The sequence below is a fragment of the Streptomyces sp. NPDC048197 genome, from assembly GCF_043202395.1.
GTDB classification, from domain to species: Bacteria; Actinomycetota; Actinomycetes; order Streptomycetales; family Streptomycetaceae; genus Streptomyces; species Streptomyces siderophoricus.
Genome location: NZ_JBIDAJ010000003.1, coordinates 311704 through 333118, shown reverse-complemented (window position 1 = coordinate 333118; position 21415 = coordinate 311704). Strand labels below are relative to the sequence as shown.

Genomic DNA, 21415 nt, shown 5'->3' with positions numbered 1-21415 from the left:
GCCCTCCGGGCCCGCGTCCTCAGGCCTGTACGAGGTTCCTGCGGCGCAGCAGGCCGGCCAGGGCGTCGGCGAAGGCCACCGGGTCGATCGGATGGGTCACCGCGGCGTCCGCGCGGCTCCAGGTGGCCAGCCAGGCGTCCTGCGGGCGGCCGATCAGCAGCAGCACCGGCGGGCACCGGAAGATCTCGTCCTTGATCTGCCGGCAGACGCCCATGCCGCCCGCCGGCGCGGTCTCGCCGTCCAGCACGCAGACGTCGATGCCGCCCTGCTCCAGGGCTTCGAGGACCGCCGGTGCGGTGGCGCACTCCAGGATCTCGATCTCGGGGGCATCGGCGGCCGGGCGCCGGCCGGCCGCCAGCCGGACCTGCTCGCGGGTGCCCGCGTTGTCGCTGTAGACCAGCACCGTGGCAGTCGCCTGCATCGTTCCTCCACGCTCTTCGTAGCGGCACAGCATCGGGTGGGGCTGATGGGCCGGATGCTACTCCCGCGGAAGGCCCCGGCAGCAGGGGGCGAAAGGGCCGAAGATCTGCCCGACGGCCCGTCAGGGCCGGGCCCGCACGAGCCGGAGTACCGTACCGGCGGCCGGCCTTCCCCCCTTCGGGCGACGCCGGAAATGGGCCGTACGAGCAGGCCATACGTCCTTGACACACCGAACGGCACCCCCCGGAGTGAGGGCGGGATAAGCGACCGACATAATGTCGGTCGTGGCGACAGCAACGACAGTAGAAACCGGGCACGCGCACCCGTCGGTCAATCGGCCGAACCTCACCAGCGTCGGAACCATCATCTGGCTGAGTTCCGAGCTGATGTTCTTCGCGGCCCTCTTCGCGATGTACTTCACCCTTCGATCCGTGACCGGAGAGGCTTATTGGAAGGAATCGGCCAGCGCGCTGAACCTTCCGTTCTCCGCGACCAACACCACGATCCTGGTGCTCAGCTCACTGACCTGCCAGCTCGGCGTTTTCGCGGCCGAGCGCGGCGACGTCAAGAAGCTCCGGGCCTGGTTCGTGGTCACCTTCATCATGGGTGCCATCTTCATCGGCGGTCAGGTCTTCGAGTACACCGAGCTGGTCAAGCACGAGGGCCTGTCGCTCTCGTCCGGCCCGTACGGCTCGGTGTTCTACCTGACCACCGGCTTCCACGGACTGCATGTGACGGGCGGTCTGATCGCCTTCCTGCTGGTCCTGGGCAGGACGTACGCGGCCAAGAGGTTCACCCACACGCAGGCCACCGCGGCCATCGTCGTGTCCTACTACTGGCACTTCGTCGATGTCGTCTGGATCGGCCTCTTCGCCACGATCTACCTGATCCGCTGACCGGTCCGACCGGACCCGCAGATCAGACAGACATAGCCAAAGCATCGACGCAGAAGATCCTGACACCGGGGTAATCCGTGAAAAAGCTCTCCGCACGACGGCGCCATCCGCTGGCGGCGCTCGTCGTCCTACTCTTCGCGCTGGCGGTCACCGGGGGGCTGTACGCCGCGTTCGCGCCGGCGGACAAGGCTCAGGCCGATGACACCGCCCAGTCCCTTGCCATCAAGGAGGGCAAGAAGCTCTACGCCGTGGGCTGTGCCAGCTGCCACGGCACCGGCGGTCAGGGCACCTCCGACGGCCCGAGCCTGGTCGGTGTCGGCGCCGCAGCCGTCGACTTCCAGGTCGGCACCGGCCGCATGCCGGCCCAGCAGCCCGGCGCCCAGGTGCCGCGGAAGAAGCCGATCTACAACAACGCCCAGCGCGAGCAGCTGGCGGCCTACGTCGCATCGCTGGGTGCCGGCCCCACCATCCCGGAGAAGTCGCAGTACAACTCCGAGGGCGCCGACATCGCCAAGGGCGGCGAGCTGTTCCGCACCAACTGCGCGCAGTGCCACAACTTCACCGGTAAGGGCGGCGCCCTCACCGACGGCAAGTTCGCACCGACGCTCGAGGGCGTGGACCCCAAGCACATCTACGAGGCCATGGAAACCGGCCCGCAGAACATGCCCTCCTTCGGTGACGGCTCGCTGAGCAAGCAGAACAAGAAGGACATCATCGCGTACCTCGGCGCCGTCAACGGCGATGAATCCGAGAGCCCCGGTGGCCTCGACCTCGGCGGTCTCGGTCCGGTCAGTGAGGGTCTCTTCGGCTACATCTTCGGCCTGGGCGCGCTGGTCGCGGTCGCCATCTGGGTCGCAGCCCGGACTACGAAGGCCAAGAAGTCATGAGCGAGACTGGACGACACGAAGACGTGCCAGAAGAAAACCTGCCCGGTGAGCGGGAGGCTCACGAAGGCGCGGTGACGCCGGCGAGCGACCCGTTCGCCGACCCGGGCCTGCCGGCCCACGAGCACCGCAAGCAGGACATCGACGAGCGGGCCGCCAAGCGCTCCGAGCGCACCGTCGCCCTGCTCTTCCTGGTGTCCATGATTGCCACGGTGGCCTTCATCGCCGCCTACGTGGCCATCCCGATCGACAAGATCGTCTACATCTGGCCGATCGGCCACATCAGCGCGCTGAACTTCGCGCTCGGCCTGACGCTGGGTGCCGCCCTGTTCTGCATCGGCGCCGGCGCGGTCCACTGGGCCCGCACGCTGATGTCGGACGTGGAGGTCGCCGACGACCGCCACCCGATCGAGGCCAGCCCCGAGGTCAAGGCCAAGGTCCTGGCGGACTTCAAGGTGGGCGCCGAGGAGTCGGGATTCGGCCGCCGCAAGCTGATCCGCAACACGATGTTCGGTGCGCTGGCCCTGGTGCCGCTCTCCGGTGTCGTCCTGCTGCGTGACCTCGGGCCGCTGCCCGGCACGAAGCTGCGCACGACGAACTGGAAGAAGGGCGTCCGCCTGGTCAACCAGTCCACCAACCTCCCGCTGCGTCCCGAGGACATCGCGGTCGGCTCCCTGACCTTCGCCAAGCCCGAGGGCCTGGAGGAGGACCAGGAGGACTTCAACGAGAAGATCGCCAAGGACGCCCTGATGCTCGTGCGGATCCAGCCGCAGAACATCAAGGACAAGCAGGAACTCGCGTGGTCCCACGAGGGCATCGTGGCCTACTCGAAGATCTGCACCCACGTGGGTTGCCCGATCAGCCTGTACGAGCAGCAGACGCACCACGTGCTCTGCCCCTGCCACCAGTCGACGTTCGACCTCTCCGACGGCGGTCGGGTGATCTTCGGTCCGGCCGGACACGCCCTGCCGCAGCTGCACATCACGGTGAAGGACGGCTTCCTGGAGGCCGCCAGCGGTTTCGAGGAGCCCGTCGGCCCGAGCTTCTGGGAGCGCGGATGAGTAACGAGACAAGCGCGACCACCACGCGCCGCGGCCAGGCGCCGCGGGGCGAGCGGATCGCCGACTGGGCGGACGGCCGGCTGGGCATCTACAGCCTCGCCAAGTCCAACATGCGCAAGATCTTCCCGGACCACTGGTCCTTCATGCTGGGTGAGGTCGCGCTCTACAGCTTCATCATCATCATCCTGACCGGTGTCTACCTGACGCTGTTCTTCCACCCGAGCATGGCCGAGGTGACCTACCACGGTTCCTACGTGCCCATGCAGGGGATCCGGATGACCCAGGCCTTCGAGTCGACGCTGGACATCAGCTTCGACGTCCGGGGTGGCCTGCTCATCCGCCAGATCCACCACTGGGCGGCGCTGGTCTTCCTGGCCGCGATGATGGTCCACATGATGCGGGTGTTCTTCACCGGCGCCTTCCGCAAGCCGCGCGAGGTCAACTGGCTGTTCGGCTTCCTGCTGCTGGTGCTCGGCATGTTCACCGGCTTCACCGGCTACTCGCTCCCCGACGACCTGCTCTCCGGCACCGGCGTGCGGTTCATCGAGGGCGTCATCCTGGCGATGCCGCTGGTCGGTTCGTACCTGCAGATGTTCATCTTCGGCGGCGAGTTCCCCGGGCACGACATCATCCCGCGGTTCTTCACGGTGCACGTGCTGCTGCTTCCGGGCATCATGCTCGGCCTGCTGGTGGCGCACCTGATCCTGGTCTTCTACCACAAGCACACGCAGTTCCCGGGTGCCGGCAAGACCAACACCAACGTCGTCGGCATGCCGCTGCTGCCGGTCTACATGGCCAAGGCCGGAGGCTTCTTCTTCCTGGTCTTCGGCGTGATCTCGGTGATCGCCGCGGTCGCCAGCATCAACCCCGTGTGGGCCATAGGGCCGTACCGGCCGGACCAGGTCTCCACTGGTGCGCAGCCGGACTGGTACATGGGCTTCGCCGAGGGCCTGGTCCGTGTCATGCCGGGCTGGGAGTGGAACTTCTGGGGCCACACCATCAACTTCGGTGTGCTGATCCCGATCCTCCTCTTCCCGCTCGTCCTGGTCGCCATCGCGGTCTACCCGTTCGTCGAGTCCTGGGTCCGCGGTGACAAGCGCGAGCACCACATCCTGGACCGCCCGCGCAACGTGCCCACCCGCACCGGCTTCGGTGTGGCCTGGCTGATCGCGTACTTCGTGATGCTGATCGGCGGCGGCAACGACCTGTGGGCGACCCACTTCCACCTGTCGATCAACTCGATCACCTGGTTCGTCCGGATCGCGTTCTTCGTCGGGCCGGTGCTGGGCTTCATCGCCACCAAGCGGATCTGCCTGGGTCTGCAGCGGCGCGACAAGGACAAGGTGCTGCACGGCCGCGAGTCCGGCATCATCAAGCGCCTGCCGCACGGCGAGTTCATCGAGGTCCACGAGCCGCTCGACCAGGAGCAGCTGCACTTCCTGACGCAGCACGAGCAGCCCGAGCCGCTGGAGCTGGGCCCGGAGGTCGACGAGAACGGCGTCCGCCGCAAGATCAAGCGGTCGCAGAAGCTCCGCGCCAAGCTCTCCAAGAGCTACTACGGCGAGGACAACGTCATCCCCAAGCCCACGGTCGAGGAGTACCAGGAGATCACCAGCGGCCACGGCCACCACTGATCCCTTGGGCGCCTCGTAGCGCACCGTAGGTAGTACGCCACCCAGAGGGCCCCGTTCCGAGCACCGGACGGGGCCCTCCGGCATATCGCCCCTCTCGATAGGGTGACGACATAAGCAGGACACAGACCAGGAGCGTGGACCATGAACGTTGTGACCCCGGTAGGCGGCGACAGCGTGGCGGCCCACACCTGGCCGGGCATCCTGAACGCCCTGCTCGACGGCCGCGACCTCACCGCCGACGACACCGCCTGGGCGATGGACAAGATCATGCGGGGCGAGGCCAGCGACGCCCAGATCGCCGGCTTCGCGGTGGCCCTGCGCGCCAAGGGCGAGACCGTCGCGGAGATCTCCGGCCTGGTCCGGACGATGTACGCACACGCCCGACTGATCGAGGTCCCGGGCCCCAGCGTCGACATCGTCGGCACCGGCGGCGACGGCGCCAAGACCGTCAACATCTCCACGATGTCCTCGATCGTCGTGGCCGGCACCGGCGCCAAGGTCGTCAAGCACGGCAACCGCGCCGCGTCCTCCGCCAGCGGCGCCTCCGACGTCCTGGAGAAGCTCGGCGTCAACCTCGACCTCACCCCGCAGCGGGTCACCGAGGTGGCCCAGGAGGCCGGCATCACCTTCTGCTTCGCGGTGAAGTTCCACCCCTCCCTCCGGCACGTCGCCAACGCCCGCGGCCAGCTCGGCATCCGCACCACGTTCAACGTGCTCGGCCCGCTGACCAACCCCGCCCGGGTCAAGGCCCAGGCGACCGGCGTCGCGGACGCCCGCATGGCGCCCATCCTGGCCGGCGTGCTCGCCGAACGCGGTTCGTCCGCCCTGGTCTTCCGCGGCGACGACGGCCTCGACGAACTGACCACGACGGCCACCTCCCGGGTCTGGATCGTGCGGGACGGCACGGTCCGCGAGGAGTCCTTCGACCCCCGCGACGTCGGCATCCCGCTGGTCCCCGTCGAGGCGCTGCGCGGCGCGGACGCCTCGTACAACGCGGACGTCGCCCGCCGGCTGCTGGACGGCGAGACCGGCCCGGTCCGCGACGCGGTGCTGCTGAACTCCGCGGCCGCGCTCGTCGCGCTGGAGCCGTCGGACGCCCCGCTGACCGACCGCATCCGCCTCGGCATCGAGCAGGCCGCCGCCGCGATCGACTCGGGCGCGGCCAAGCGGGCGCTGGAGCGCTGGGTGGCCGCCAGCAACGCCTGAGCGGCCGGTGACGCAGGGTGTGACACAGGGCTCAGTCCGTCATATGGACTGAGCCCTTGCGGCCAAATGCTCTTGTGGCATGATGCTGCGCAGGTCACGAGTGACAGCGACACAGGCCCCGGCCCGCTGTCCGGCAACCCTCCTTCCGTGGCGGGGTGCCCCGGGTGATGACCAGGCCGCAGGCAGCGAGGTCTGCGGCAAGCGCGGATCCCTCGCCAGGGATCCTGGTCCCCGAGGGAGAACTTCCGTGAATCAGCGAATGCGATAGGGCTCAACGGCCCCTTTTCCGCACCCCTTTTCCTTTCACGCTGCGCCCCACGCCGCGCGCTTCCGCATACCCGAAAGCGCCGCACGCGCCCCTTCCTCGCAGCGAATTCGCTTACGCCTCACGGGAGTTCGCCATGTCCGTTTCCGCCGTTGCCGCCGACCGTTCCGTCTGTGCCCCGCTGCCGGTCCTCGGCCGGGACGTCCTCGTTCCGCTCGTGACCGGCGGCGAGGTCGACTACGCCGCGCTGGACTACGCCGCCAGCGCCCCGGCACTGCAGCGGGTCTGGGACGACGTGGCCGCCTACGCCCCCTACTACGGCAGCGTGCACCGCGGTGCCGGATACCTCTCGCAGCTCTCCACCGACCTCTTCGAGAACAGCCGCCGCACGATCGGCGAATTCCTCGGCTGCCGCACCGACGACCAGGTCGTCCTCACCCGCTCCACCACCGACTCGCTGAACCTGCTCGCCGCCGTACTCCCGCAGCACACCAGCGTGTTCGTCTTCGAGACCGAGCACCACGCCTCGCTGCTGCCGTGGGAACAGCGCGCCGACCTGACGGTCACCTACCTCAACGCCCCGCGCACCCCGGAGCAGGCCGTCGCGACCCTGGAGCGCGCGCTCGCCGACCGCGAGCCCTGCTCCGCTTCCGGGGACTCGGCAAAGAGCGGCCCGGCCCTGGTCTGCGTCACCGGCGCCTCCAACGTCACCGGCGAGCTGTGGCCGGTCCGCGAACTGGCCGCCGCGGCGCATGCGCACGGCGCCCGGATCGTCCTCGACGCCGCGCAGCTCGCCCCGCACCACCCCGTCGACCTCGCCGAACTGGACGTCGACTGGGTCGCCTTCTCCGGCCACAAGCTGTACGCGCCGTTCGGCGCCGGTGTCCTGGCCGGCCGCGCCGACTGGCTCCAGGCCGCCGACCCGTACCTGGCGGGCGGCGGCGCCAGCCGCACCGTCTCGCGCCGTACGGACGGCGGCGTCGACGTCGAGTGGCACACCACGGCCGCCCGGCACGAGGCCGGCTCGCCCAACGTCATCGGCGCCTACGCCATCGCCTCCGCCTGCAAGGCGCTCACCGAGGCGGGCTTCGACACGCTCGTCGCCCGCGAACAGGAACTGATCGCGCGGGTCCGCGCCGGGCTGGCCGAGGTCCCCGAGGTGCGCGTGCTGTCCCTCTTCGGCGACGACGCCCCGCGCGTCGGCGTGCTCTCCTTCGTGGTGGACGGCTGGAACAGCTCCCATTTCGCGGCCGCGCTCTCCGCCGAGTACGGCATCGGCGTCCGCGACGGCCTCTTCTGCGCGCACCCCCTCGTCCGCACCCTGCTGGGCACCGACCCGCAGGACCCCGGCGAGTGCGGCGCCCCCGAGGCCGCCCCCGGCGAACGGTCCCTCAACGCCATCCGGGTCTCCTTCGGCGCCGGCACCCCCGACGAACACGTCGACCGCTTCCTGCACGCGGTCAAGGAACTCGTCTCCGACGGCGCCCGCTGGAACTACCGCACGGAAAACGGCCGTTGCGTGCCGGCTGACGCCTGATCCCCACGTACTTGGCTGTCCCGCCGCGGGTCGCTGCGCTTTGCGGCGCCTCCCACGTAGCTGTCTGTCCCGCCGCGGTGCGCCTCGCCGTTGCGCTTTGCGGCGCCCCGCACGTACCCGTCTGTCCCGCCGTTGTTGCTTCTCGCCGTTGCGCCTGCGGCGGGCTGGGTTTGTGTTGGGTGCGGTGACGAGCCTCCGGGGCCGGTGTTTGGGACTGCTGTCGCTTTACGTCCCAAACACCGGCACCTCCGGCCCGTCCCCTCCCGTTGGGGGATGGGAATGCGGTGGGTGGGGGCGAGCGTTGGGAATGCAAGGGGTCCTTGGTACCCGTAGGGGACAGTCGAACAGAACCCGTAAGGGTCGCGCGAGCCCCTTGCAGGCCTCAACTCAACGGGCGGGGAGGGTATTCCCGACACCCACCCCACCCCACCCCATCCCACGACGCGAGTGTCCACCGGGCATGCACCCGGAACGACGACGCTCGCCCCCACCGGCCTTCCAACCCCCACTCACGGGAGGGGACAGACCGGAGGACGAAGTCTGTAGGGCTGGCACCGCACCCGACAAACACACGCCCGCCGCCAGGCGCAACGGCGAGACGCCCCGCGGCGGGACAGCCAGCCACGTACGCGGCGCCGCAAAGCGGCAAAGGCGAGCAACGAGCACGGCGCTGCAGCCGAGTACGTGGGCGGCGCCGCAAAGCGTGCAACGGCGAGCAAGCCCCGCGGCGGGACAGACGGCTACGTGGGAGGCGCCGCAAAGCGCAGCGACCCGCGGCGGGAAAGCCAAGTACGTGGGGCCGAGGCCAAGCGCAGCGCCCCGCGGCGGGACAGACGGCTACGTGGGAGGCGCCGCAAAGCGCAGCGGCCCGCGGCGGGAAAGCCAAGTACGTGGGGCCGAGGCCAAGCGCAGCGCCCCGCGGCGGGAAAGCCAAGTACGTGGGGCCGAGGCCAAGCGCAGCGCTACGCGTCGAGGCCGATCGCGAAGGCCGCTTCGAGGTCGTGTTGCGAGTACGTGCGGAAGGCGATGTGCGTCTCCGTGGAGGCGACGCCGGGGATCTTGCTGATGCGGCCGGGGATGACGTCCGCGAGGTCGTCGTGCTTGGCGACGCGGACCATCGCGATCAGGTCGTGCGCGCCGGTGACGGAGTAGACCTCGCTGACCCCTTCCAGCGCGGCGATCTTCTCGGCGATCTCCGGGATCTGGTCCACGCTGGTCTTGATGAGCACGATCGACGTGATCACGGCTGGCTCTCTCCCTCATTCGCCCGGACGTTCCCGCTGGTGGACCCCACACTATCCCTCCGGTAGCGCAGCCATGCGTAGAGGAAGCCGAGGGTGAAGCCGATGACGTGGGCGAGGTAGGCGACGCCGGGGCCGTTGGGGTCGTCCTGGGCGGCCTGCCATTGGAGGAAGAACCAGAACAGCAGGACGACCCAGGCGGGGAAGCGCAGCGGGAGGAAGAAGAGGAAGGGGAAGACGCTGGTGACCCGGGCCCGGGGGAAGAGGTACAGGAAGGCGCCGAGAATGCCGGCGATCGAGCCGGAGGCGCCCACCAGCGTCTGGGCCGAGGCGGCGTGCGCGGCCGCGTAGCCGAGCAGCGCCAGGTAGCCGATGATGAGGTAGAAGGCGGCGAACGGCAGCCGGCCCATCCGCGCCTCGGCCATCCCGCCGAAGACGTAGAGAAACAGCATGTTGCCGAGCAGATGCAGCCAGCTGCCGTGCACGAACAGCGCGGAGAGCGGGGTGATCAGCGCCCGCAGGGAACCGCTCCACAGCTCCACGGGGACCACGCCCCACCGCTCGAAGTACGCGGTCTGGGCCCGCAGCAGTGCGTCGCCGGTGCCGTACGTCCGGTTCAGGCCCGAGGCGGGGCCGATCACGAAGACCGCGCAGCACAGGGCGATCAGCACGTTCGTCAGCCGGGAGAACACCGCGGCCAGGGCCCGGGCCGGCTGCGGCGGGCGGGGGAGCGGGCCGGCGGAGCGCGGCGTACGGAGGAAGAGCCGGGCGAGGGAAGGAAAGGAAGGACGAGAAGAGCGGGGAGAACGGGGAGAACGGGGTGGGGGAGCCGGCGCCGTCATGCCGTGATCATGGCGTAATGCGGGGCAATCGGGACAGAGCGCCTCGCCGCGTCCCGGCTCCCGGGCAGGGCCGCACCCGCCCCCCATCAGGCCGTAGGGTTGCAGGCAGTACTTTGCGTACTTCCGCAGTCCGACGGCGCACCGCGTGAACGGCGCAGCAGCACACGACCGACGAGCACGAAAGAGGACGACACGATGGCTGTTCCCCTGCCGACGGCCGAAACCCGGTGGCGCTGCACGCTGTGCGGCAACCTCACCCGTTTCGATGTGACCCGCCAGGCCAAGGTGGTGGAGTACGTCCACCTGGATCTGGCCGGCGAGCCCAAGGTGGAGGAGCGCGAGGTCCTCAGTGAGAGCATCGAGTCCGTGCGCTGCCGCTGGTGCAACGCGGTCGACCAGATCGAATTGGTGGACCGGCCGGGCGCGAGCGCCTGAGATCGGAGCGATGCAGCCGTGGTGGACCGTCCAGAAGGGGAGCCGGGGGCCGAGCGTCATGACGTACCCGAGGGTGCGGCGGACGAGGTGCTCGACCGACCGCTGCCCGAGGGCGTACGGCGCCGGGTCGTGGCGCTCACCGCGGAGTCGTTCGGCGCGCTGACCGTCGCCGAACTCCCGCCGCCGCTGCGGCAGTACGCCCGGTTCACCCCGACCCGTCGGGCGAAGTTCGCCGGGAACGCGATGGCCGCGGCGCTGGAGAGCGACGCGGTCTTCCGGCAGCGGATCGCCGGGAAGCTGCGCGAGGCCCAGCCGGAGCTGGCCGAGGCGCTGGAGAGTGGTACCCCGCCGGCCGCCGCCGATCCGCTCGACGTCGCCGCGGCCGCGTATGTGCTGCGCCCGGACGGCTGGGTGAAGCTGGTCGCGGCGGCCGGTGAGGAGGCGCAGCGGGCGCGCGACGAGCGGGCCGGCGCGGAGGCCGAGCAGGAGCTGGCCCGGCTGCGCGAGGAGCTGGCGCAGGCGCGCGGTGAGGCGCGTACGGAGACCGAGCGGATCCGGGGCGACCTGGAGGCCGCCCGCCGGGAGAACGAGTCGCTGCGCCGCAAGCTGCGCAGTGCGCTCAGTGACGTCAAGCGCGGGGAGGCGGCGGTCCGCAAGGCCGAGGCCGCGCTGGTCGACGCGCGGGACCGGGCGTCGACGGAGAAGACCGCGGCGGACAGTGAGGTGCGCCGGCTCAAGGCCCGGATCGCCGAGGCCGAGGCCGCGCTGGAGACCAGCCGGCGGGCCGCCCGCGAGGGGCGCAGCGTCGAGGACATGCGGCTGCGGCTGCTGCTAGACACGGTGCTGGACGCTGCCCAGGGGCTGCGCCGCGAGCTGGCGCTGCCGCCCGCCAGCGTCCACCCGGCCGACACCGTCGAGGCGGTCGCGCCGGGCCGGATGACGCCGAAGGACATCGCGACGCGTGCGCTGTCCGAGATGGACCCCGCGTTGCTGGACCAGCTTCTGGCGCTGCCTCAGGCGCATTTGGTGGTGGACGGGTACAACGTCACCAAAACCGGCTATCCCACCATGCCGCTCGACAAGCAGCGGCTGCGGCTGCTGGGCGGGCTCGCGGTGCTGGCGGCGCAGACCGGTGCGGAGATGACCTGTGTCTTCGACGGTGCGGAGCTGGCGGCGCCGGTGCTGCTCGCCCCACCGCGGGGCGTACGGGTCCTTTTCAGCAAACCGGGCGTAACGGCCGATGAGTTGATTCGTCAGCTGGTACGGGCCGAACCGCCCGGCCGGCCGGTCGTGGTGGTCTCCACGGACCGCGAAGTGGCGGACGGTGTGGCCAAGGCCGGCGCCCGTCCGGTCGCATCGGCCCTGCTGCTCAAGCGACTTGCCCGTACGTGACACCGGGCCGGCAGCGCTTTCCGGCCGGAAGTAATGCGCTTGACCTGTGCCGCCGCTCCGTATCTGAGCGTCAATTGGCGCTTACTGCCTGTGTGATGTTGGTAAAGAGTGGGGCTGGTGGCGCAGTTTTTTCCCGTGAGGATTTGAAGCGATCACAGCTCGGTTACTAAGGTCAGGGCCCGAGCCTTCATTAAGGTGATCATCCAACCGGGATGAACAGTGAAGGTACCGCCGAGTCCGCAGCGTTCCCGCGGAGCCGGGGTTCACCCCCCCACCCGGTAGGCGGCTGGAGGAAGAAGGAGCTCGCCCCCGTGGCGTCCCACCGTCGACCCAAGCAGCCGAGCCGTACTCGCGTCACCGTGCTCACCGCCACCGCCGCGGCGGCCGTCGCCCTGTCGTCCCAGGTCGCCCAGGCCGACCCCCACCAGTCGAAGAAGGACGTCAAGTCCGAGGTCGACAAGCTCTACAACGAGGCGGAGCAGGCCACCGAGAAGTACGACGGCGTCAAGGAGCAGCAGGACAAGCTCCAGAAGGAGGTCGACGACCTCCAGGACAAGGTCGCCCGTGGTCAGGGTGAGCTGAACCAGCTCCGCAAGAGCGTGGGCGCGGTCGCCTCCGGCCAGTACCGCAGCGGCTCCATCGACCCCTCGGTCCAGCTGTTCCTCTCCGGTGACCCGGACAGCTACCTCGAAAAGGCCGCCACCCTCGACCAGTTGAGCGGCAAGCAGGCCGAGCAGCTCAAGGTCATCGCGGAGAAGCAGCGCCGGCTCGCCCAGGAGCGCGCCGAGGCCGCCGCCAAGATCAAGGACCTCGCCGACACCCGTAAGGCGCTCGGCGACAAGAAGGACGAGATCAAGGGCAAGCTCGCCAAGGCGCAGGCGCTGCTCAACTCCATGACCGCCAAGGAGCGGGCGGCCATGCAGGCCAAGGAGGACCGCGCCAACCGCAGCAACGAGCGGGTCAACCTCGGTGACGACGTGCCGGCTTCGCAGCGCGGTGCGGCCGCCCTCGCCGCCGCCCAGTCCAAGATCGGTTCGCCCTACGTCTGGGGCGCCACCGGCCCGTCCTCCTTCGACTGCTCCGGTCTGACCTCCTGGGCCTACGCCCAGGCCGGCCAGTCGCTGCCGCGCACCTCGCAGCAGCAGGCCAACGCCGGTACCCGGATCGGCTCGGAGAGCGCCCTCAAGCCCGGCGACCTGGTGCTCTTCTACAGCGACCTGCACCACATCGGCCTCTACGCCGGCAACGGCACGGTGCTGCACGCCCCGAAGCCCGGTGCCTCGGTGCGCTACGAGTCGATCAACAACATGCCGTTCGCGTTCGGTGTGCGGGTCTGAGCATGCACGGGGCTGCTGTTCACCGGTGTGACCAATGTGCCGGTGTACGGGTCTGAAAAGCCTCACAAACCTCTCAACCTGCCGCCCGAACGGGCGAATTGCAGCCTCCATGGCTGACCCGGCGCCCCGCCGGTGACCTGCACAGTCACCGGCGGGGCGGCTTTTTGCGTACGAAATGGGGTCTTTGGCCGGTGTGGACCGGCGCCGTTACTGTCTGCCCTCGCAGCATCCGGTCACCGACCGCCCTCCCGGGCGGCAGGGGCTGCACAGGGGAAGGAGTGCGGCTCCCGTGGCGTCCCACCGCCGTATCCCGCAGCACGGCCAGGCCACCCTCGCCGGGGTCACCGTTCTGTCGGCCGCTCTGGCGACCGCGGCCGCCGCGCTGTCGGCACCGCCGGCCTCCGCCGATCCCGCCGCCCGTCCGGCCGCCGGCCGAAGCGCGGCCACCACCCGGGTCGACGCCCTCTACGAGCAGGCGGAGCGGGCCACCGAGAAGTACGACGGCGCGGCCGCCCGGACCAGGAAGCTGCGCGCCGAGGTGGCCGACCTCCAGGACCGCACCGCCCGCGCCCAGGAGCGGGTCAACCGGATGCGCGGCCGGCTCGGTGCGCTGGCCGCCGCCCAGTACCGCGCCGGCGGCATGGACCCGGCCCTGAAGCTGATGCTCTCCGAGCGCCCCGACAGCTACCTGGAGAAGGCCTCCGCGCTGGACCGGCTCGGCCGGCACCAGGCCGACCGGCTGCACGAACTGCGGGCCGCGCAGCGCTCGCTGGAACAGCAGCGCCGGGAGACCGCCGCCAAGCTCGCCGAGCTGGAGGCGAGCCGCACGCAGGTCGCCCGCCACAAGAAGGACGTCCAGCGCAAGCTGGCCACCGCCCAGCGGCTGCTGAACGCGCTGCCGCGGGCGGACCGGGAGGCCTGGAAGCGGGCCGCCCGCAGCGAAGGCCGTGCCGAGGCGGTGCCCGGCCCGGCCGGGGCGGGACCGGCCTCCGGGCGGGCCGCCGCGGCCGTCGCCGCGGTACGTGCCGCGGTCGGCTCCCCGTACGCCTGGGGCAGCGCCGGCCCCGGCGCCTTCGACTGCTCCGGACTCACCCAATGGGCCTACCGCCGGGCCGGCGTCTCGCTGCCCCGTACATCACAGGCCCAGCGCGGCGCCGGGCGCCCGGTGCCGCTCGGCCGGATCCGGCCCGGGGACCTGGTCATCTACCGCTCGGACGCCAGCCACGTCGGGATGTACGTCGGAAACGGCCAGGTCGTGCACGCGCCCTATCCGGGCGCCCGGGTGCGCTACGACCCGGTCGGGATGATGCCGATCTCGGCCGTCACCCGGCCCTGAGCGCCGCGCCCTGCGTTTTTGCCCCGGCCGGGCCCGCTCTACGATCGTCCGCATGTCGGACCAGCGGGCGAAACGGCCGGTACGGGCCGGGGCGGCGGCCTGCGCCGCCCTGAGCGGACTCGCGCTGCTCGCCCCGCTGGCCGGCTGCGCCCCCGGGCCCTCGTCGTCGGCCCGCTTCCCGGACGTCCAGCGGATGCTCGACAGCCGGGCGCACGCCGTCGAGCAGCGCGACGAGGCCGGCTTCCTGGCCGACGTGGACCCGCGGGCCACCGCCTTCCGCGCCCGCCAGCGCGCCGTGTTCGGCAACCTCGCCGGCGTCCCGGTGGCCGACTGGCACTACGACCTCGACGCCACCGACGCCTTCCCGCTGCCGCCCGGTGACGGCGGTGAGCGGCTGGCCGCCAAGGTCCGGCTGCGCTACCGCCTCAAGGGCTACGACACCGCGCCGGTCAACGCCGTCCAGTACCTCACCCTCACCGAGCGGGACGGCCGCTGGCTGATCTCCTCCGACCGCGACGGCGCACCGGCCGGCCGCAGCGGCAACCGGCAGCTGTGGGACCAGGGCCCGGTACGGGTCGTCCGGGGGCGGTACGGCGTGGTGCTGGGCGGCGCCTCCCACCCGGCGCGGCTGGCGGACCTGGCGCGCCGGGTGGACCGGGCGGTGCCCGCGGTCTCCGACGCCTGGAAGGGCCGGTGGGCCGAGAAGGTCGTGGTGGAGGCGCCGGACTCGGTCGAGCGGATGGCGCAGCTCATGGGCAGCGACGACCCGTCCGGCTACACCGGCATCGCGGCGGTCACCACCGGCGAGGCGGGCGTCACCACCAACGCGCCGGCGGACCGGGTGATCGTCAACCCCGACGCCTACGAGGAGCTCAACGACCTGGGCCGCAAGGTCGTCCTCACCCACGAGACCACCCATGTCGCCACCCGTACGGTCACCACGGCGGCCACCCCGCTGTGGTTGTCCGAGGGCTTCGCCGACTGGGTCGCCTACCGCGGGCTGCACCGCAAGCCCGCCACCGCCGCGCCCGAGCTGACCCGCGCGGTGCGGGCCGGCAAGCCGCCCGGCCGGCTCCCGACCGACGCCGACTTCGGCTTCCGGGCCGGCGCCGACCGGCTGGCGACGGCGTACGAGGGCAGCTGGCTGGCCTGCCGCATGATCGCCGAGAAGTGGGGCGAGGCCAAGCTGCTGGCGTTCTACAAGGCGGCGGGCCGCAGCGCGCTGCACAACTCGGCGGCGACCGGCGACGCACCGATCGAGGTGGCCACCGCCGGAGCCGCCGCCCGTCCGGGGCCCCCGGCCACCGGTCCCGGGCACCGCCCGGCGGCCGGCCGCAGCGAGCTGACCGACCGGGCCCTGCGCACCCAACTGGGCATCGGGCTGGGGGAGTTCACCCGGCAGTGGCGGGCCTATGTGAAGCGGCTGCTGGGGCGGTGACAGTGCGCGGCGCGGGCGCCCGGCGCAGGCCGGAGCCGCCGCTTCGGGTCTTCCGCCGGCCGGCGCCGGTGGCGGTCCACAGCCGGCGGCAGGCCAGCAGCGACGCGGCGACCAGCAGCCCGTTGCGCACCGCCAGCAGCGTGATGCCGAGAGGGCTGCTCGCCACGACGTCGGCGAAGTGGACCGGGAACTCCAGCAGCGTGACCCCGGTGGCGAGCAGCACCAGCACCGCCGCCGGCGTCTGCCGGCTGCCGCGGACGGCCAGGCACACCGCGGCCAGCCCCACCAGCCACAGCAGGTACTGCGGGCTGATCACCCGGCTGGTGGTGGTGAACAGCAGGGTGGCGGTGAAGGCCGCGTCGGCGGGCGTCGCCCGGGTGAACCGCCGCGCCCGGGTCCGCCACAGCACCAGCCAGCCCAGCGCCGCCCCGCTCAGCATCACCGCGGCGGTGCTGACGAGCGGGACGCCGGGCCCGAGGAACTCCACCGAGCCGTAGTTCAGCAGCACCCGGCCGTCCCAGCCGTAGTGGCGGGCGAGGTGGAACACCAGCCCGCCGAGCGACTCGACCTCCGTACCGCGGTCGCGCTGGAACGTCAGGAACGCCGTCGCGCCCGGTGCGGCCACCACGAAGAACAGGGTGAGCCCGGCCCCCGTGCCGGCCGCGCTCCGCCACAGGGCCCGCGCCCGGCGGCCGCGCAGCGCCGCCCCGGTCAGCAGCAGCGCCGGCCACACCTTCAGCAGCGTCCCGAACGCGATCAGCGCACCCGCCACCCGGGGCCGGCGGGCCGCCGAGAGCAGCGCCGCGACCGCGACCGCGGTGACCATCAGGTCGTAGCGGGCGTACCCGGTCGGGCCCAGCAGGGCGACGCCCGCGGTCCACGCCCACGCCCCGGCCGCCCGGTGGCCGGGCCGTCGCCCGGCCCGCAGGAACAGTGCCAGCGTCGCCGCGTCCGCGACCAGGACCAGCAGGGAGAACGCCGGGGCGTAGTCGAGGAACGGCAGCAGGCCGGGGGAGAGCACCGCCAGGGCGGCGGCCGGCGGGTACTGCCAGGTCACGTCGTCCAGCGGGAAGGTGCCGGTCCGCAGCACCTCGGCCCAGCCGTGGTAGATCACCGAGACGTCGGTGGTGACGTCCGGGCCCGGCAGCACCAGCACCTTCAGCACGCAGAGCAGCAGCACGGCCCGGGTCACCACCCAGGCCACGACCGCGAGCCACCTCCCGCGCGCCCCGCCGGCGCCGTCCATCGCCACCTCCGCCTGTCCGCCGTCGTCTGCATCATGCCGTCGGCGGCCGGTCACGCGGCGTCGCCGCGGCACGGGCGTGGCGGGCCTCCCGGCCACCGTGCGCCCGTCGGCGGGTAGCCTCGGGCCTCGTGCACAAGACCCTGATCGTCACGAACGACTTCCCGCCCCGGCCCGGCGGCATCCAGGCCTTCCTGCACAGCATGGCGCTGCGGCTGGACCCCACCCAGGTGGTCGTCTACGCCTCGACCTGGAAGCGGAGCGCGGAGGGCATCGCGGCCACCGCCGCGTTCGACGCCGACCAGCCGTTCCCGGTGGTCCGGGACCGTACGACGATGCTGCTGCCCACCCCGAGGGTGACCCGGCGGGCCGTCGGCCTGCTGCGCGAACACGGCTGTTCCTCCGTCTGGTTCGGTGCCGCGGCACCGCTCGGCCTGATGGCGCCCGCGCTCCGCGAGGCCGGCGCGCGGCGGATCGTGGCGACCACGCACGGCCACGAGGCGGGCTGGGCGCAGCTGCCCGGTGCCCGGCAGCTGCTGCGGCGGATCGGCGAGGGCACCGACACCCTCACCTACCTCGGCGAGTACACCCGCTCCCGGATCGCCGCCGCGCTGTCCCCGGCGGCCGCGTCCCGGATGGTCCAACTCCCGCCCGGCGTCGACGAGAAGACCTTCCACCCCGGCTCGGGCGGCGAGGAGGTGCGGGCCCGGCTCGGACTGGCCGGCCGCCCGGTCGTGGTCTGCGTCTCCCGGCTCGTGCCCCGCAAGGGCCAGGACACCCTCATCGAGGCGATGCCGGCGGTCCTTGCCGCCGTCCCGGACGCCGTGCTGCTGATCGTCGGCGGCGGCCCGTACGAGAAGGAACTGCGCGCGCTGGCGCGGGAGAAGGGCGTGGCGGAATCCGTGCGCTTCACCGGCGCGGTGCCGTGGGAGGAGCTGCCGGCCCACTTCGGCGCCGGTGACGTCTTCGCGATGCCCTGCCGCACCCGCCGCGGCGGCCTCGACGTCGAGGGGCTGGGCATCGTCTATCTGGAGGCCTCGGCCACCGGGCTGCCCGTGGTGGCGGGCGACTCCGGCGGTGCGCCGGACGCGGTGCTGGACGGCGAGACCGGCTGGGTGGTGCCCGGCGGCTCCCCGACCCCCACTGCGGAGCGCCTGGTCACCCTCCTCAAAGACCCCGCCCTGCGCCGCACCATGGGCGAGCGCGGGCGCGCCTGGGTGGAGGAGAAGTGGCGCTGGGACCTGCTCGCGGAACGGCTCAAGGAGCTGCTGTAGCCGGGGCCGTAGGGGCGCCCCTACGCGAACCGCCGCCGCGGCACACAGCCACGGCGGCGGATTCCGGCCATGCTCACCAGGGATGTCGTCAGCCCCGGTAGATCGCCTCGATCTCCTCCGCGAAGTCCTTGGCGACCACGTTCCGCTTCAGCTTCAGCGACGGCGTGACATGGCCCGACTCCTCGGTGAACTGGGTCGGCAGGATACGGAACTTGCGCACCGACTCGGCCTGCGAGACGGCCGCGTTGCCGTCGTCGACGGCCCGCTGGACCGCGGCGAGCAGCTCCGGGTCGGTGGCCAGTTCGGCCGGGGTGCTGCCGGCCGGGCGGCCGTGCTCCTGGGCCCAGCGCGGCAGGAACTCCTCATCGAGGGTGATCAGCGCGCCGATGAACGGCCGGCCGTCGCCGACGACCATGCACTCGGCGATCAGGGCGTGCGCCCGGATGCGGTCCTCGATGACGGCCGGCGCGACGTTCTTGCCGCCCGCGGTGACCAGGATCTCCTTCTTGCGGCCGGTGATGGCCAGATAGCCGTCCTCGTCGAGGGTGCCGAGGTCACCGGTGTGGAACCAGCCGTCGGACAGCGCCTCTCCGGTGGCCGTGGGGTTGTTCCAGTACTCGGTGAAGAGGTGCTCACCGTGCAGCAGGACCTCGCCGTCGTCGGCGATCCGGACCACCGAACCGGGCAGCGGCTGGCCGACGGTGCCGATCTTCTGGCGGTCCCACGGGTTGAACGCGGTGGCCGCGCACGACTCCGTCAGGCCGTAGCCCTCCAGGGCGGTGAAGCCGATGCCGCGGTAGAAGTGGCCCAGCCGCTCGCCGAGCGGCGCGCCGCCGGAGATCGCGTGGGTGGCCCGGCCGCCGAGCACGGCGCGCAGCTTGCCGTAGACCAGCCGGTCGAAGACCTTGTACTTGAGCTTCAGGCCGAGCGGCGGGCCGTCGGGGGTGTCCAGCGCCCGGCTGTAGGCGATCGCGGTGTCCGCCGCCTTGTCGAAGATCTTGCCCTTGCCGTCGGCCTGCGCCTTGGCCCGCGCCGAGTTGTAGACCTTCTCGAAGACCCGCGGCACGCCCAGCACCAGCGTCGGCCGGAAGGAGGCGAGGTCCTCGGTGAGGTTCTTGATGTCGGGGGCGTGGCCCAGCTTGATCGGGGCCATCACGGAGGCGACCTGCACCAGGCGCCCGAAGACATGGGCGATGGGCAGGAAGAGCAGGACCGAGGAGTCACCGGTGCGGAAGAGCGGGCGCAGCCGCTCGACGACGTTGCCGCACTCGGCGAAGAAGCTGCGGTGGCTGAGCACACAGCCCTTGGGGCGGCCGGTGGTACCGGAGGTGTAGACGATGGTGGCGGGCGCGTCCGCGTCGGCGAGGGCGCTGCGGGCGTCCACCTCGTCGTCGCTGATCCCGGCGCCGGCGGCCCGCAGCCGGGCGATGGCGTCCCGCTCGATCTGCCAGATGTTCTCCAGCTCGGGCAGCCGGTCACGGACCGATTCGACGGTCGCCTCGTGGGTGGGCGTCTCCACCAGACAGGCCACCGCGCCCGAGTCGCCGAGGATCCACTGGATCTGCTCGGCGGAACTGGTCTCGTACACGGGCACGGTGATCGCGCCGGCGCTCCAGATGGCGAAGTCCAGCAGCGTCCACTCGTAACGGGTGCGCGACATCAGCCCCACCCGGTCGCCGGGCCGGATGCCGGACGCCATCAGGCCCTTGGCGGCGGCGCGGACCTCGGCGAGGAAGGTGGCGGCGGTGACGTCCTGCCACCCGCCGTTCACCTTGCGCCCCATGACGGCAACATCCGGGTGCTGCGCGGCATTTCGGCGGATGAGATCCGTCAGATTGCCGTCCGCGGGGACCTCGTACAGGGCCGGAAGGCTGAACTCGCGCAAGACTGCTGCTCCTCAAAAGCGCCGGCGCCACGACGCTGTGTGCACACCGGCGGCGGTCCATGATCAAGCTGGGGGATTGGACTGCCCGGACGTTACCCACCGGTATTGCTTTTGGGATAGGGGGTCACGGCCAGATGTTTGATGCGTCACACGCCTGCGGACACGCCATGGGGACTGTTCCGCGCAGACTAGACCAGCGGGTCGGTGACCCGAAAGTAACCGCGGCCCCGGTGAACCGGAGGGGGCCCTCCCCGTCGCCCGGCGGGCGATCTAGGGTGACGCCATGCGTGTGCATGTGGTCAGTGACGTTCACGGCAACAGCCGGGACCTGGCGGCGGCCGGGAACGGCGCCGATGCCCTGGTCTGCCTCGGCGACCTGGTGCTCTTCCTCGATTACGCCGACCACTCGCGCGGCATCTTCCCCGACCTCTTCGGCGTCGCGCACGCCGACACCCTCGTCGAACTCCGCACCGCCCGCCGCTTCGACGAGGCCCGCGAGCTGGGCCGCCGGCTCTGGGCCGGACTCGACGCCGCCGGCCACAGCCGCGAGGCGGTCATCGAGGGCGCGGTCCGCAAGCAGTACGCCGAACTCTTCGCGGCCTTCCCGACCCCCACGTACGCCACCTACGGCAACGTCGACATGCCGCGCCTGTGGCCCGAATACGCCGGACCCGGCACCACCGTCCTCGACGGGCAGCGGGTGGAGATCGGCGGCCGGGTCTTCGGTTTCGTCGGCGGCGGCCTCACCACCCCCATGCGGACCCCGTACGAGATCAGCGACGAGGAGTACGCCGCCAAGATCGAAGCGGTCGGCGAGGTGGACGTGCTGTGCACCCACATCCCGCCGGACGTCCCCGAGCTCTGCTACGACACCGTCGCCCGCCGCTTCGAACGCGGCAGCAGCGCCCTGTTGGACGCCATCCGCACCACCCGCCCCCGCTACTCCCTCTTCGGCCACGTCCACCAGCCGCTCGCCCGCCGGATGCGCATCGGCGACACCGAATGCGTCAATGTCGGCCATTTCAACGCCACCGGCAGGCCGTACGTCCTGACGTGGTGAGCCCGGACGGGCACGGTCCGCTGTGTCCG

18 protein-coding genes and 1 riboswitch are annotated in these 21415 nt (G+C 71.5%); of the genes, 13 read left to right on the top strand and 5 right to left on the bottom strand.

All coding sequences use genetic code 11. The annotated features are described in order from the left end of the window. Window positions 1–19 precede the first annotated feature (19 nt). Window positions 20–421: a hypothetical protein gene (locus tag ACGF4C_RS06765; protein WP_030812816.1), complete on the bottom strand. Its 402-nt coding sequence runs from the start codon at window positions 419–421 to the stop codon at window positions 20–22. A 274-nt stretch (window positions 422–695) separates the two neighbouring features. Here ACGF4C_RS06765 and ACGF4C_RS06760 point away from each other — a divergent pair, with 274 nt between their 5' ends. From ACGF4C_RS06760 to ACGF4C_RS06735, 6 genes are all read left to right on the top strand, one after another. Next, entirely contained in the window at window positions 696–1316 is a 621-nt protein-coding gene (locus ACGF4C_RS06760; protein WP_006606088.1) for a heme-copper oxidase subunit III, read from the top strand. Between the two features lie 77 nt (window positions 1317–1393). Next, the gene (locus tag ACGF4C_RS06755; protein WP_030812820.1) at window positions 1394–2203 is read left to right on the top strand and encodes a c-type cytochrome; all 810 of its coding nucleotides are present in this window, start codon (window positions 1394–1396) and stop codon (window positions 2201–2203) included. Further along, window positions 2200–3261, top strand: coding sequence for a ubiquinol-cytochrome c reductase iron-sulfur subunit (locus ACGF4C_RS06750; protein ID WP_030415453.1), 1062 nt, complete (start codon window positions 2200–2202; stop codon window positions 3259–3261). Before ACGF4C_RS06755 ends, ACGF4C_RS06750 begins: the two co-directional genes overlap by 4 nt. After that, on the top strand, window positions 3258–4895 hold the full coding sequence (locus ACGF4C_RS06745; protein WP_351537448.1) for a ubiquinol-cytochrome c reductase cytochrome b subunit: 1638 nt from the start codon (window positions 3258–3260) through the stop codon (window positions 4893–4895). The genes ACGF4C_RS06750 and ACGF4C_RS06745 overlap by 4 nt, the downstream gene beginning before the upstream one ends. Window positions 4896–5036: 141 nt before the next feature. After that, window positions 5037–6101, top strand: a complete 1065-nt coding sequence (trpD, locus tag ACGF4C_RS06740) for an anthranilate phosphoribosyltransferase (RefSeq protein ID WP_393563829.1) — start codon at window positions 5037–5039, stop codon at window positions 6099–6101. A gap of 92 nt (window positions 6102–6193) precedes the next feature. Further along, a riboswitch (SAM riboswitch) is annotated at window positions 6194–6311 on the top strand. A 191-nt stretch (window positions 6312–6502) separates the two neighbouring features. Next, the gene (locus tag ACGF4C_RS06735) at window positions 6503–7903 is read left to right on the top strand and encodes an aminotransferase class V-fold PLP-dependent enzyme (RefSeq protein ID WP_393563827.1); all 1401 of its coding nucleotides are present in this window, start codon (window positions 6503–6505) and stop codon (window positions 7901–7903) included. A 962-nt stretch (window positions 7904–8865) separates the two neighbouring features. Here ACGF4C_RS06735 and ACGF4C_RS06730 read toward each other — a convergent pair. Together ACGF4C_RS06730 and ACGF4C_RS06725 are read right to left on the bottom strand one after the other, a co-directional pair. Next, window positions 8866–9147: an Lrp/AsnC family transcriptional regulator gene (locus tag ACGF4C_RS06730; RefSeq protein WP_030415457.1), complete on the bottom strand. Its 282-nt coding sequence runs from the start codon at window positions 9145–9147 to the stop codon at window positions 8866–8868. Then, window positions 9144–9824, bottom strand: coding sequence for a rhomboid family intramembrane serine protease (locus ACGF4C_RS06725; protein ID WP_393563946.1), 681 nt, complete (start codon window positions 9822–9824; stop codon window positions 9144–9146). Before ACGF4C_RS06725 ends, ACGF4C_RS06730 begins: the two co-directional genes overlap by 4 nt. Before the next feature lie 357 nt (window positions 9825–10181). On the opposite strand from ACGF4C_RS06725, the gene ACGF4C_RS06720 reads away from it, so the two are divergent. The 5 genes from ACGF4C_RS06720 (at window position 10182) to ACGF4C_RS06700 (ending at window position 15924) form a co-directional block, all read left to right on the top strand. Beyond that, window positions 10182–10421, top strand: coding sequence for a hypothetical protein (locus ACGF4C_RS06720; RefSeq protein WP_030415459.1), 240 nt, complete (start codon window positions 10182–10184; stop codon window positions 10419–10421). 18 nt (window positions 10422–10439) lie between these two features. Beyond that, window positions 10440–11813, top strand: coding sequence for an NYN domain-containing protein (locus tag ACGF4C_RS06715; protein ID WP_201801959.1), 1374 nt, complete (start codon window positions 10440–10442; stop codon window positions 11811–11813). Between the two features lie 311 nt (window positions 11814–12124). After that, entirely contained in the window at window positions 12125–13150 is a 1026-nt protein-coding gene (locus ACGF4C_RS06710; protein WP_362142547.1) for an NlpC/P60 family protein, read from the top strand. A 289-nt stretch (window positions 13151–13439) separates the two neighbouring features. Next, entirely contained in the window at window positions 13440–14486 is a 1047-nt protein-coding gene (locus tag ACGF4C_RS06705; RefSeq protein WP_393563824.1) for an NlpC/P60 family protein, read from the top strand. Between the two features lie 52 nt (window positions 14487–14538). Then, window positions 14539–15924, top strand: a complete 1386-nt coding sequence (locus tag ACGF4C_RS06700) for a hypothetical protein (protein ID WP_393563822.1) — start codon at window positions 14539–14541, stop codon at window positions 15922–15924. On the opposite strand, the gene ACGF4C_RS06695 is transcribed toward ACGF4C_RS06700, so the two are convergent. After that, entirely contained in the window at window positions 15878–17170 is a 1293-nt protein-coding gene (locus ACGF4C_RS06695) for a glycosyltransferase 87 family protein (RefSeq protein WP_393563820.1), read from the bottom strand. The two genes, ACGF4C_RS06700 and ACGF4C_RS06695, sit on opposite strands and share 47 nt — an antisense overlap. A 128-nt stretch (window positions 17171–17298) precedes the next feature. Between ACGF4C_RS06695 and ACGF4C_RS06690 the strand changes: the two genes are divergently transcribed. Beyond that, window positions 17299–18441, top strand: a complete 1143-nt coding sequence (locus tag ACGF4C_RS06690) for a glycosyltransferase family 4 protein (protein ID WP_393563818.1) — start codon at window positions 17299–17301, stop codon at window positions 18439–18441. An 88-nt stretch (window positions 18442–18529) separates the two neighbouring features. Here ACGF4C_RS06690 and ACGF4C_RS06685 read toward each other — a convergent pair whose 3' ends face one another. Then, window positions 18530–20326 carry an AMP-dependent synthetase/ligase gene (locus ACGF4C_RS06685; protein WP_393563816.1) on the bottom strand — a complete coding sequence of 599 codons (1797 nt, stop codon included), beginning with the start codon at window positions 20324–20326 and terminating at the stop codon, window positions 18530–18532. Between the two features lie 283 nt (window positions 20327–20609). Between ACGF4C_RS06685 and ACGF4C_RS06680 the strand changes: the two genes are divergently transcribed. Continuing rightward, on the top strand, window positions 20610–21386 hold the full coding sequence (locus ACGF4C_RS06680; RefSeq protein WP_030415467.1) for a metallophosphoesterase: 777 nt from the start codon (window positions 20610–20612) through the stop codon (window positions 21384–21386). Window positions 21387–21415 lie beyond the last annotated feature (29 nt).

What these genes read in the sequence shown, in the direction of transcription:
- ACGF4C_RS06765 (WP_030812816.1), bottom strand. Translation starts at nt 421, where the DNA reads ATGCAGGCGACTGCCACGGTGCTGGTCTACAGCGACAACGCGGGCACC.
- ACGF4C_RS06760 (WP_006606088.1), top strand. Translation starts at nt 696, where the DNA reads ATGTCGGTCGTGGCGACAGCAACGACAGTAGAAACCGGGCACGCGCAC.
- ACGF4C_RS06750 (WP_030415453.1), top strand. Translation starts at nt 2,200, where the DNA reads ATGAGCGAGACTGGACGACACGAAGACGTGCCAGAAGAAAACCTGCCC.
- ACGF4C_RS06745 (WP_351537448.1), top strand. Translation starts at nt 3,258, where the DNA reads ATGAGTAACGAGACAAGCGCGACCACCACGCGCCGCGGCCAGGCGCCG.
- trpD (WP_393563829.1), top strand. Translation starts at nt 5,037, where the DNA reads ATGAACGTTGTGACCCCGGTAGGCGGCGACAGCGTGGCGGCCCACACC.
- ACGF4C_RS06735 (WP_393563827.1), top strand. Translation starts at nt 6,503, where the DNA reads ATGTCCGTTTCCGCCGTTGCCGCCGACCGTTCCGTCTGTGCCCCGCTG.
- ACGF4C_RS06720 (WP_030415459.1), top strand. Translation starts at nt 10,182, where the DNA reads ATGGCTGTTCCCCTGCCGACGGCCGAAACCCGGTGGCGCTGCACGCTG.
- ACGF4C_RS06700 (WP_393563822.1), top strand. Translation starts at nt 14,539, where the DNA reads ATGTCGGACCAGCGGGCGAAACGGCCGGTACGGGCCGGGGCGGCGGCC.
- ACGF4C_RS06695 (WP_393563820.1), bottom strand. Translation starts at nt 17,170, where the DNA reads ATGGACGGCGCCGGCGGGGCGCGCGGGAGGTGGCTCGCGGTCGTGGCC.
- ACGF4C_RS06680 (WP_030415467.1), top strand. Translation starts at nt 20,610, where the DNA reads ATGCGTGTGCATGTGGTCAGTGACGTTCACGGCAACAGCCGGGACCTG.